This window comes from Methanospirillum sp. (assembly GCF_035406105.1).
Classification (GTDB): domain Archaea; phylum Halobacteriota; class Methanomicrobia; order Methanomicrobiales; family Methanospirillaceae; genus Methanospirillum.
The window spans coordinates 1-11785 of record NZ_DAONKG010000059.1 but is presented as its reverse complement, the minus strand read 5'-3'; the positions used below and the strand labels follow the sequence as shown (position 1 = coordinate 11785).

Below are 11785 nucleotides of genomic sequence, written 5' to 3'. Positions count from 1 at the left end.
CCCTTTCAGAATTCGACAAGAACCGACATTATGGATCAGCTCTCAGAACATATGGATGAGTATATAAGGAAGAAGTTGCAACCTAATAAGGCGGGCCGGTAGATCAGTGGGAGATCGCTACCTTGGCATGGTAGAGGCCGCGGGTTCAATTCCCGCTCGGTCCATCTCTTTTCTCTCATTTTGTGCACGTACCAGTATGAATACGATATACTCACACGTTCAATAATCCTGTTCTCCCTTCACCATCATCAGAACCGTTCAGCAGGAATGAATATATTATCCCGTTGATGCATACCGGCAGAGATCAAAAAGAACACACTGGTCACAGGCAGGTCTGCGTGCAGTACATACCCTGCGACCATGTAAAATAAAGAGACCATTGACTTCAGCCCAGGAATCCTGTGGAAAAAACGAAACCAGATCCGTTTCTATCCGGTCAGGGTCACTCTCATCGGTAATTCCAAGGCGCATGGACACCCGTCTCACATGGGTATCAACGGCAATCCCTGCTGTCTTTGAAAATGCATGATCAAGCACGATATTTGCTGTCTTTCTCCCAACCCCCGGAAGCCGTATCAGATCCTCCATCTCATCGGGCACTCTGCCCTGAAATTCCGTCATGACCATCTGTGATGCCGCGATGATATGTCTGGCCTTGGCATGATAAAACCCGGTCGGATGGATGATGCGCTCAACATCACGGATGTCAGCCTGAGCAAGGGCTGCACAATCTGGGTATCTGGAAAATAACTCTTTCGTGACCTTATTCACGCACCGATCCGTTGTCTGAGCAGACAGGATGGTTGCAATCAGGGTCTCATACGGATTTCTGAAGTGAAGAAATTCATCTCTGCTCTGTGAAAGATCATACTGTGACCGCAGACGGGAAAGGATACTGTCCGGATCAGCATGTTTCATAAAAGAAGATGGGGTAACGCAGATTTGAACTGCGGTCAAAGCGTCCCAAACGCTCTAGGATGGACCAGGCTACCCTATTACCCCGTGCGGGACATATGTTGAACCTGGTACCATTTATACCCTTCCTTTTTATTTTTTGAGTGGAAATGGATTTTTTCCCTGCCTGGTGACCAGTGTTCCGACAAATCTGCCCGTTTCAAGCGTTGTTTCAAGAAGTGCAGGATCACGCCCGTCCATCACGAGAAGCGGGATACCGCACCGCTCAACCATCTTCACCGCCACAATATCCATGACCGTGTTGACACCGGCCACTGCCTGCTGGCCTATCACCACACTGAGTAACTCAGCAGGTGTCATAGTATCAAACCGGGATGCCGAGGGGTCTTTGCGTGGATCGGCAGAATATATCCCGTCCACTGCGGTCAGATTGATGAAGAGATCCGCCTGTACCCGTTCGGCAAGAACTGCAGCAACCGCATCTGTTGTCTGTCCGGGTGTGATACCCCCCATCACAACAATCTTTCCTGATTCAGCAGCGCAGAGTGCTTCGGTATGATTGGTGACAACAGCCGGATATGCTGCCTCTCCAAGTGCGCCGACAAGAAGCATTGCATTGAGCCTGGTTACCATGATTCCAAGTTCATCTGAAAAGGCTTCATCTGCCTCAAAGGATCGTGCCAGAGCGATATACTGACGGGCCGTTCCCCCCCCGCCCACAACAACAAAAAGACGATGATGTACAGAAATTCTGGTCAAAACAGAGATATAAGGTTTTATATTCGGGCGATCTATGTCAGGAAGAAGCACAGATCCGCCCAGTGAGAGCACAATAGTAGGCATTCAACCTCATACGTTCACTGATAGAAACCATATAGGTTATTCAGAACCAGTACTTCATTTATAAATAACGTACCAGCCATCTTCAGAGTATCAGGATAATCATGGAAGCGCGACACTATTCCCGTGATGATGCAGGTATCATGCATTGCAATCTGTGCAATCATCACTGCAGGATTGCGGATCTGAAAACCGGCATATGTGGAGTCAGGAGATCCATACGAGGCCAGCTCATTGCTGAAACATATGGCCGTGTCTCATCAGAGGCGGTCGATCCCATTGAGAAAAAACCCCTGTATCATTTTCTACCCGGAACCCTCTCCTATTCCCTGGGCGGTGTCGGCTGTAACTTCTCATGCAGCCATTGCCAGAACTGGCACATCTCACATGCCGCTTTTGACAGTATCAGGCAAAAGACACTCTCACCAGAGGAAGGAGTAAAACGGGCGATTGCATCAGGGTCCTCCTCGATATCATGGACATACAATGAACCGACGATCTGGTTTGAGTACACACAGGATATGGCACGGCTTGCTCATCAGCAGGGACTGAAGACCATTTATGTGACAAATGGCTATATGACCGAGGATGCCTTAACCGATCTGGCCCCTGATCTTGATGCATGGCGGGTCGATATCAAGGCATTTACGGAAGAATTTTATCATAAAATCTGCCGTGCCCGGCTCCAGCCGGTACTTGATACCACAATTCGTGCCAGAGAGCTGGGGCTTCATATCGAGATCGTGCATCTGATGATTCCAGGTCTCAATGACGACCCGGTTGAAACCGGCCGTCTCATCTCCTGGGTGATTGATAACCTGGGGGCAGACACCCCGGTGCATTTTACCCGGTTCCATCCTGACTTTCAAATGCAGGAGATCCCGGCAACCCCGATCAGAACCCTTGAGCGGGCATTCCACCTCGCAAAAGAGAAAGGACTGCGGTATCCTTATCTGGGCAATGTGCCCGGTCATGAATATGAACAGACCTGGTGCCCCCACTGTAACAACCTCCTGATCGGGCGATCCGGATATTCCATCGGCCCGATACATCTGCATCAGGGAAAATGTGCCCATTGCGGGAAGGAGACCGGTATCATCACACGCATATGACTAAAGAACAGGAAACTGCCTTTTTTTGTGACCGGATGGCAGGGTCACTCTGTAAATACCTGCGCTTTATGGGATATGACTGCCGGGATGCATCTGATCTTCCCCTCGGCAACCCCCGGGAGGATACAGAGATTTTACAGATCGCACAACGTGAGAACAGGTATATTCTGACACAGGATGCTGAACTTGCACGACGGGGGGGCGATCATGCAATCCGCCTGGTATCATCAGACCTTGCCGGGCAGATCAGACAACTGGCCAAAGCCGGTCTCATTTCACCGGAGATCAGACTGACACGATGTTCCCGATGTAATGCCCTGTTACAGGAGGGGACATCACCTCATGCATCAGACACCTTCTCTCCTGATAATGCATCGCTTATGTACTGTCCGGTCTGTCATCGGCAGTACTGGGAAGGGTCACACACGAGAAATATGCGGAATCAGCTGACAAGGATGCTGCATGGAACGGAATGATATACCGTCACTTATGAATAATCAGTCCTGATTTCGTCCTGATGACCAGTGCCTTCTCTGATGATCGATCAGATAGGCCCACAAGTCCGTCAATCTCATCCGCAACAGCCTCCAGTTCATCAAATATCCTGTTTGCATCCCGGCGAATCTCCCGGATAGAATCCCGAAGGCTTCTTCCACGCAGATGAATCAGACGTCGGTCACGATACACCATGCCGGACCGTGAGAGATTTCGTAAATGATGATTTACCCGTCCCTGTGATATGGCAAGCAGTGATCCAAGTTCATCAGATGATATGCCAGCAGATTCTGATGAATGCTCCAGTATTTTCAGGATGATCTGTGTTGACAGGTTGTCAAGATCCCTGCCGGACGAGAGACCTAAGGTATCACACAGCCAGTAGATCTCTTCGATCAGGTCCTTTTTGGTCGGTCTGGGGAGGTCATGAAGGATGAGCCGCTGATGCATGGATGTGATAGGATCAGTTACTGTTGAGATCATATCAATTTTATCGAAATGATCCCAAACGTTAGAATAAAATTTATATAGAATTTTTAATCAACAATTATGTGCACATTGGATTAGAAAGGAGTAAGTGTATGGCAATCACACCAATCGGACCACGTGTCCTGATTAAACCATATAAACAGGAAGAGAAGACCAAGGGAGGCATTTACATCCCTGACTCTGCAAAGGAGAAGAAGAAACAGGGAGAAGTAATCGCCGTTGGAACTTTCGATGATGGAAAGGAACTCCCCATCAAGCCAGGAGACATCATCCTCTATGGTGGATACAGCCAGGAAGAGGTAGAACTTGACAAGGAAGAGTATGTCATCGTCGAGTTTAAGAATGTTGTCGCAAAACTGAACTAGGTGCCAGACATGTCCGCAAAACAACTCATGTTCAATGAAAACGCCCGTCATGCCCTCCTTGAAGGCGTTAACAAAGTAGCTAATACCGTAAAGATCACCCTCGGACCAAAGGGAAGAAATGTTGTCCTTGACAAGGCTGGCGGTCCGGTAGTCACCAACGACGGAGTTACCATTGCAAAAGAGATCGAACTGAAAGACAAGTTCGAGAACGTTGGTGCAAAACTCATCAAAGAAGTTGCTTCAAAAACCCAGGACACCACCGGAGACGGTACAACCACCGCAACCGTCCTTGCACAGGCCATGATCACCGAAGGTATTAAGAATATCACCGCCGGTGCCAACCCCATCGAGATCAAAAAGGGTATCATGAAGGCCGTCGATGCTGCTGTCGATTCCATCAAGGCAAAGAGCATCGAGGTAAAGGACAAGGAGACCATCAACCGTATCGCTATCATCTCTGCAAACAACGACGAGGAGATTGGGAACCTAATCTCTGATGCCATGGACAAGGTTGGATATAACGGTGTCATCACCGTTGAGAACTCAAAAACCCTTGAGACAACTCTTGAACATGTTGAGGGTATGCAGTTTGACCGTGGCTACATCTCACCGTACATGGTCACCGACCAGGAACGCCGCGTTGTCGAGTTTGAAGAGCCCTACATCCTCATCACTGACCGGAAGATCTCAAGCCTGAAGACGTTAATCCCGGTTCTTGAGATGATCGCACAAGCCGGAAAGCCACTTCTTATCATCGCTGACGATGTCGACGGTGAAGCACAGACTGCCCTTATCTTAAACATCATCCGCGGGGCAATCAAGGTCTGTGCAGTCAAGGCACCAGAGTTTGGAGATGTCAGAAAGGAAGTCCTGCAGGATATCGCAATCCTCACCGGTGGAACGGTCATCAGTGAAGAGCGGAACCTTGCCATCGAAGATGTCACCCTTGATCTCCTTGGTCAGGCACGCACCGTCAAGGTTGACCAGGACAAGACCACTATCGTCGGAGGAAAGGGTAAGAAATCAGAGATTGAGAGCCGCAAGAAGCTGATCGAGTCCCAGCTGAACATCACCGAGAAGAAGTACGACAAGACCACTCTTCAGAACCGTCTCGCAAAGCTCTCCGGTGGTGTCGCAGTCATCAAGGCAGGCGCAGCAACCGAGACTGAGGTCAAGGAGAAGAAGATGCATATTGATGACGCACTGAACGCAACCAAGGCAGCAGTCGAGGAAGGCTATGTCGCCGGTGGTGGAGTCACCCTCTTCCGTGCAATCAAGGCACTTGAGAACATCAAGGTAGACGCAGAACAGATGATCGGTGTCAACATTGTCAAGCGTGCTCTTGAAGAACCACTCCGCCAGATTGCATACAATGCCGGTCAAGAAGGGGCAGAAGTCATTGCAATGATCAAAAACAATCCAAGCGAGACCTTTGGATACAATGCAAAGACCGATGTATATGAGGACCTGCTCCAGGCAGGAGTTCTTGACCCGACAAAGGTTGTCAGATCCGGTCTTCAGAATGCTGCATCCATTGCAGGAATGCTCCTGACCACTGAGGCAGTTGTTGTCGATTTCGACGAAGAAAAAGATAAGCCATCTGCCGCAATCATCATCTAATCTTTTTTTTCAGACTACATCCTGAATTTTCTCTTTTCCCGTTCCTTTGCATTTGTCATATACATTACCCCAAAGAACAGGGCGATACAAAAACACAGAACTGCGGCGATCATCAATTTCCAGGCCATATCGGCTGATTGAGAGGTAACCGCCATCCCGACAAAGATCAGACCGATGATACATGCCCCGGTTATCTCAAATGCATATAAAAACCGTTCACCGAGTTGGACCATTATGCACAATTCTCCTGCAGAGTAAATAGGTTATACCTCTGATGACCGGATAAACGTTCCGTTTGTCTCCATGAAGATCCAGAACGCAGTAAAGGGAGGAATCGTCCGGGAGTCAGAGAACCTGCCGGTGCCCCCGCTGATGATGGCCGGTTCATACTGCTGGGTTGAGACATTGTAGGGAAGAATACTGACCCAGGAGGGAGGAACTGGTTCTGAAGAATATGAGAAGAGATCCCGGGCCGGTATCTCCTGCAAAGCCGGTGATCCGGCAAGGTTCCATCCTCGTTCAAGCGTTTTTGTTCTGTTTTTATTCATATCAAGGACCAAGGGGACCGTTACTGGTGTGTCAGCATAAACAAGCAGTCCGTCCAGAGGGGCAGGAGATATATCAGGGTTTTGCGGGGTCCATCCCTCGGTGTTTTTGTAGGTCCAGATGGTATGACCGTCCGTATTGACTTTTGAAAAGAGATCGCGACAGGTCTTCTGAGACCTGAGTTGAGCGGGAATCGAGATAAAATTCCAACCTGAACCAAGACGTAATTCGTGAACGGTTATATTTCCAGGCGGTAATGACCGCCGCATCTCACGGGATACTGCGCCTTTTTGAAATGCAATCAGTGTTTTCTGAAGGCTCAAATCCGAAGCCGCTTTCAATGCAGCCGGAGCATTTATCAGACCATATCCATAGTAGATATCCCGGCCCGTTCTCCCAAGGTCAGTTGCTGAAGACTGGAGAAGGGTTCGTATCTCCTCTGCAGAAAGACCCGGATACTGGTTCTTTATGAGTGCAGCAACACCGGCAACCGCTGCGGCTGCAAACCCCGTCCCCCTTCCCCTGCAGTATGACCGGTTGAGAAATGGAGCAATAACCTCTTCTCCCGGAGCCACAAGTTCGGTATAAATCCCATAATTGGAAAAGTACGAAAGTCCGTCCGTTTTTGCAACAGACCCGACCGATATCACATCAAAATGATCGGACGGGGAATGCATCGTGTTTGAGTCTTCATCCCCGGCCGGAGCAATAAGAAGAACCCCGTGTTCTTTTGCATAGGCGATCGCCCGATCTTCCGCACGTGATGGTTCAGTCCCGCCATATCCCATCAGAATAATATCGGCACCGGCATCGGTTGCATGAGCAATGGCAAGAGCAGACCGCGATGCCACAAGATCATTTCCGGATGTCCCGATCCGTTCCGGTATGAGAATGACTGATGCGTTTGTCTGGTTCCGGGAGACATTTCCTGCAATATCGGAGATTACCCCACATAGAGCCGTCCCGTACCCGTTTGTATCCTCAGGTCTGCTATCCTGATCGGCCCAGTCATATCCGCGAAAGGCTGGCACGAGATCAGGATGGGTCATATCTGCCCCGGTGCTGATGACTGCTACTTTGACAGCTGACGTGTTCAGCCCAAAATCCTGCACGGTATCGGCCCCGATTCTGACAAGTGCCCACTGATCAGAAGACCGGTTTGTGATCATCTCATCAGAGGTGACCGTTCCTGATATGGTACGGTGCACATCAGGTTCAATCTCGTGCACCCAGGGCAGGTTTAACAATTCATTTCTGATATACTCAGTCTCATTCGGATCGATATCTACGGTGATAAATCCCAATGTCGGGGATCGGAGAGAATAGGTTACATTGTCAGGAAGCGGAACATCAGGAGGGAGCGGATCATATCCCCCTGATTCATTTGGGGCTGTATAGACAATAAGCCTGACATCTCCGGTATCTGCGCCGGTTGCTGGAAATATAAGACCACACACTACAACCAGACCAATACAGCCCATAATCACTGGTCTGATAGAGCATCCGCTCCGAATCAGGCACCCCCAGTTATGCCCCACCATGTCTCCTGCCCGAGTACTTCATCATCTGTATCAGAGAGACAAAAACCCTCTGATTTGTTAGCAACCAGGGAGGAGGATTCCCGGGCGGTTCATGTAGATCCACCACCCTTCTGACGGATATAAGAGCCGGGATGGAGAATATGTCCCTGATCCACCGTTTATGATAGAAGGACGGAATTCCTGTGTCTTTGGATCAAATACGAGCACCGTGGTCCATGCATCTGTCAGCGGTGAGAGGAGGTCCCGGGCGGTAACACTCTCCCGTCCTGGTACACCAGCTGGATTCCAGCCCTGCTCCAACTGTTTTACCGTCTGATTATTTCCCGTTGTGTCAAAGGAGAGGGGAATTGTGGTCTCATTGCGGGCATATACCCAGACAACATCCATCTGAATAAGCTGATCATCCGGATGGACGGCATTCCAGGTCCTTTCGGCTGGATTATACCGCCAGATGGAATGAAAGACCGTGTCAGCCGGTTCAAAAATCCGAGCCGTATCATTCCCTTTCGCGAGTGGATAGGGGATTGATACCATATTCCAGCCTGGATAGAGGACGATCCGATCACCCGCATCATTCTTTCGTGGCTCAAACAAACACCCGGTTGTAACCGGATACCAGGATTCCTGTCCTGACTGATCAGGAAGGGTAAGATTTGTTGCATCCGGTATCCCTCGGCCAAACCCGTCATCCCACTCATCCGGAGAACGACCGGTTGCATTCAGAATACGTGTTCTGACATCACTCTCCTTCATGCCACGAGATCCGCTCAGCACCAGTGCTGCAAGACCTGCAATATGGGGTGCTGCCGCACTGGTGCCGGTAAAGACTGCAGGCTGCATCGAACCGGTCAGGACGGTGATATGATCAGGAGCAGTAAGATCCGGTTTTTTTCTCATCTCAAACGTTGGATACCGGATCGTAACCGGTCCACGGGATGAGTACTCCTGAACGGTGATGTTTTTCATCCCCGGCGCTACTGCCCCCACCACGAGGGCCTGTTTTACAGCCTGCTGACCAAAAACGGAATCTTCAGGAGTATAGGGATCAAGCGTTACAGAACGGCCTGAAAGCGGAAGGACATAGATCTCAAGGAGTGCATCCTCTGCCGCCGCCTGGACAACCCTGACCGTATATTCTCGTGGCCGATCTGCTCCATTAACAAACCGTACCCACTCCATTGGATCGTCATCCCCGTCCTGCAGGTTCACACTCCGGGCAATCTCACGGCCTGAGTCATCATACAAAAAGAGATCATAATTATTGGCAGAAGAGCCAAACCGGTCATCCCATTGCAGGATGACATGGCCTGCAAGACCGGGTGGGACGGTAAATTTCAAATCACGCCCTGATTTCCCCTGAAAATCATGCCACAGGTACCCCTGATCCTCATACCCGCAAAAACGGCCCTGATAATGTTCCTGCGCAAAATTGCCTGCTGCCGTAATATACAGGATATTATATGAAAGGATCCGATCGATAATATTTTGGCTTATATAGCCGTCTTCAAAAAACGGCTCCACATAGGTGATATCATCACAGATAATGGAGCAACCATGCCGAATCAGCTGGTCCAGGGCATGCACGTATTCTATCTGACTTGATCCCCGGTCATGAAAGAGAAGGGTGGCATTTGGCGCGATATCATGAATAATCTGGAGCATGGCAAGCCCTTCGTCACCACCGACCGTATCAGAGAGCACCTCAACGTCTGGAAGTTCTCCACGCCTTTTTAGATCATCAAGACCATCAACCCCGTCAGATATCACTCCGACCTTCACCCCGGTCCCGGAGAGGCCGGAAATATTTCGAAATTCCCGTGTCTTAAGCAGATAATCCCCTTCGGTGGTAATCGCTGACGTTCGTGGTGGTATCTGCACAGTCAGGGAGAGGATTCCTTCCTGCATTGCAAGGCGGGTGATATTATCAGCCCGAATCCATCCGCCAATCCGGCCGTACAGAGAATCAACAACCGGAGACGAGAAGAATGACTCATACCGGGATGGTGAGTCGGATGGTTGTACCTTTGCAGAAATGCGGACCTCAACATCAGTGCCTGCAAGACGAATCTCACCGGTCTTTTCCATAAGAGCCATCATATCTGCCCGAGACTGACCGGGGGAGAGGTAGGCTTCGCCGATGAGCTGGAGCAGATCGGTTGAGAGTTTCATCTTCCATCCGGGATCAGGGGTCTCTTTAGGTTCAGGCTGTTCTGTTTCAAATGACCCTGATGAAGCGGGGGGAAAGACCGGGGTAATCTGCTTCACTCCAGTCATTGCGGAGAGCATCGTCAGGTTGTCCCGGGTCGCCCAGCCGGTAATAAGATGGTACGATGGATCCACAACCGGTTCAGAGAGGAGGGGTAGGATCTTCGCACCAGTCTCATTCGGTTCTAGGATCAGCGTGACATGAACCACCCATATTCCGGACTCATTCCTGCGAATCTGTCCACTCTCCTCCATTGTCCGGATAATATCATCAGGACCCTGACCAGGCGGACACGATGAACGGTTAAGAAGCTGAAGTAGATCACTTGAGAGATCAGGACCGTGCGAATGTTCCGGTTCATCAGCCCCGGTCACTCCTCCATCCCATGCAATTAGAAGGATAACTCCGATGAGTACCCAAGAAAATATAACTCCGCTCTTGTGCACCAGTCCACCAGCAGAAGATAGGTTTACCGATAGAGCATAAGAAGACTTTCGGAGCATATGCCCTTATTTTATCCTGGGACTGCAAACCTTGTGATATGGATGTTGAGGGTTATGCCCGCCGGAATCTGAAGAAAGGCAGGGCTCCCGAGGATATACTATCTGACCTTGCTGACCGGATCATAGAAATTAAAGATATCAGCAGGGAAGAAGCCCTTTCATTTGCACAGGCAGTCATGGTTGAGGTATCTGCAACCACTGATATATCCAGTGATATCTCCCGCGATATCCTCACCTATGAAAAAGCCGGCGTTACCATGGGTGCGTTTGGTGTCGGGTCCAGGGGAACGGGCGATTTTTATGCACACCGCAAGATTGCCGAGATAATCGGAACATCTGCGGCAACCGTGGGTGTTGAGGACATGGATGATGCCGGTGTGGTTCAGGCAGGCGGGCAGTTTATTGTCTGTACTGTGGACGGAATGCACTCCCGGCTTTCGGATTTTCCGTACCTTGCCGGGTTTCATGTGACCCGTGCAACCCTCCGGGACTGCTATGTGATGGGGGCACGACCAGTCATGCTCTTCTCTGATATCCATGTGGCCGATGACGGTGATGTAGCGAAGATCTTTGACTATACCGCCGGAGTTACGACGGTTGGTGAACTGACCGGGGTACCCCTTGTGAGCGGATCAACCCTGCGAATCGGTGGAGATATGGTCATTGGTGACCGGATGACTGGATGTGTCGGAACCGTGGGGGTTGCAGATCACATCACCGCACGTCGTCAGGCAGCCCCGGGCGATCTCCTGCTCATGACCGAAGGGGCAGGAGGGGGCACCATTGCAACCACTGCCCTCTATTACGGGTATCATGACGTTGTTGACCGGACAATAAACCTGACATTCCTTCGTGCGGCAGATGCCATCCTCAGAAGCGACCTGCTCAGTTCCATTCACGCGATGACTGACGTAACAAACGGCGGGCTGCGAGGCGATGTACATGAGATGGCAAAGACAGCAGGACTTCGGTTTATCGTCGAGGAAGACGCAGTCACGGATCTTGTAGATACACAGGTCTACCAGATGCTCATGGATCTTGAGATTGATCCCCTCGGCGTCTCCATTGATGCTCTGCTTATCATCGCACAACCGGATACAATTGCAGGCGTTCAGGCCCTTCTGTCAGGGATCGGGGTGAAATCATCGGTCAT

Annotated in this window: 11 protein-coding genes and 2 tRNA genes; 6 read left to right on the top strand and 7 right to left on the bottom strand. The window is 50.3% G+C overall.

The window, feature by feature from the left end:
- Positions 1-92: 92 nt before the first annotated feature.
- Positions 93-164: transfer RNA gene (locus PLA23_RS05175), tRNA-Ala, on the top strand.
- Positions 165-276: 112 nt separating this feature from the next.
- Here the strand turns inward: PLA23_RS05175 and nth are convergent.
- The 3 genes from nth to pyrH form a co-directional block, all read right to left on the bottom strand.
- Entirely contained in the window at positions 277-918 is a 642-nt protein-coding gene (gene nth, locus PLA23_RS05170; protein ID WP_324330060.1) for an endonuclease III, read from the bottom strand.
- Positions 919-927: 9 nt separating this feature from the next.
- Positions 928-1002 (bottom strand) — tRNA-Pro (locus PLA23_RS05165).
- Positions 1003-1047: 45 nt separating this feature from the next.
- Positions 1048-1758 (bottom strand): UMP kinase, encoded by a 711-nt coding sequence (gene pyrH, locus PLA23_RS05160; protein WP_324330062.1) that lies wholly within the window; start codon positions 1756-1758, stop codon positions 1048-1050.
- Positions 1759-1859: 101 nt separating this feature from the next.
- Here pyrH and amrS point away from each other — a divergent pair, with 101 nt between their 5' ends.
- Both amrS and PLA23_RS05150 read left to right on the top strand, forming a co-directional pair.
- Positions 1860-2867 carry an AmmeMemoRadiSam system radical SAM enzyme gene (gene amrS / locus PLA23_RS05155; RefSeq protein WP_324330064.1) on the top strand — a complete coding sequence of 336 codons (1008 nt, stop codon included), beginning with the start codon at positions 1860-1862 and terminating at the stop codon, positions 2865-2867.
- Complete coding sequence (locus tag PLA23_RS05150; RefSeq protein WP_324330066.1) at positions 2864-3343, top strand: Mut7-C RNAse domain-containing protein; 480 nt, start codon at positions 2864-2866, stop codon at positions 3341-3343. The genes amrS and PLA23_RS05150 overlap by 4 nt, the downstream gene beginning before the upstream one ends.
- A gap of 7 nt (positions 3344-3350) precedes the next feature.
- Here PLA23_RS05150 and PLA23_RS05145 read toward each other — a convergent pair whose 3' ends face one another.
- Positions 3351-3845: a winged helix-turn-helix transcriptional regulator gene (locus PLA23_RS05145; protein ID WP_324474287.1), complete on the bottom strand. Its 495-nt coding sequence runs from the start codon at positions 3843-3845 to the stop codon at positions 3351-3353.
- A 98-nt stretch (positions 3846-3943) separates the two neighbouring features.
- Here PLA23_RS05145 and groES point away from each other — a divergent pair, with 98 nt between their 5' ends.
- Both groES and groL read left to right on the top strand, forming a co-directional pair.
- Positions 3944-4216: a co-chaperone GroES gene (gene groES / locus PLA23_RS05140; protein WP_324330070.1), complete on the top strand. Its 273-nt coding sequence runs from the start codon at positions 3944-3946 to the stop codon at positions 4214-4216.
- Positions 4217-4225: 9 nt separating this feature from the next.
- A complete protein-coding gene (groL, locus tag PLA23_RS05135; RefSeq protein ID WP_324474286.1) occupies positions 4226-5836 on the top strand; it encodes a chaperonin GroEL in 1611 nt (536 codons plus the stop codon).
- A 14-nt stretch (positions 5837-5850) separates the two neighbouring features.
- On the opposite strand, the gene PLA23_RS05130 is transcribed toward groL, so the two are convergent.
- Genes PLA23_RS05130 through PLA23_RS05120 form a run of 3 tightly spaced genes read right to left on the bottom strand, consistent with a single transcriptional unit; the run spans position 5851 to position 10575 of the window.
- The gene (locus PLA23_RS05130) at positions 5851-6069 is read right to left on the bottom strand and encodes a hypothetical protein (protein ID WP_324474285.1); all 219 of its coding nucleotides are present in this window, start codon (positions 6067-6069) and stop codon (positions 5851-5853) included.
- Between the two features lie 30 nt (positions 6070-6099).
- A complete protein-coding gene (locus tag PLA23_RS05125) occupies positions 6100-7923 on the bottom strand; it encodes a S8 family peptidase (RefSeq protein WP_324474283.1) in 1824 nt (607 codons plus the stop codon).
- Positions 7924-7980: 57 nt separating this feature from the next.
- Positions 7981-10575 carry a S8 family peptidase gene (locus tag PLA23_RS05120; RefSeq protein ID WP_324474281.1) on the bottom strand — a complete coding sequence of 865 codons (2595 nt, stop codon included), beginning with the start codon at positions 10573-10575 and terminating at the stop codon, positions 7981-7983.
- Positions 10576-10670: 95 nt separating this feature from the next.
- Between PLA23_RS05120 and PLA23_RS05115 the strand changes: the two genes are divergently transcribed.
- Positions 10671-11785, top strand: a 1115-nt coding sequence (locus PLA23_RS05115) for an AIR synthase-related protein (RefSeq protein ID WP_324474278.1), incomplete at its 3' end; no start/stop codon positions are given.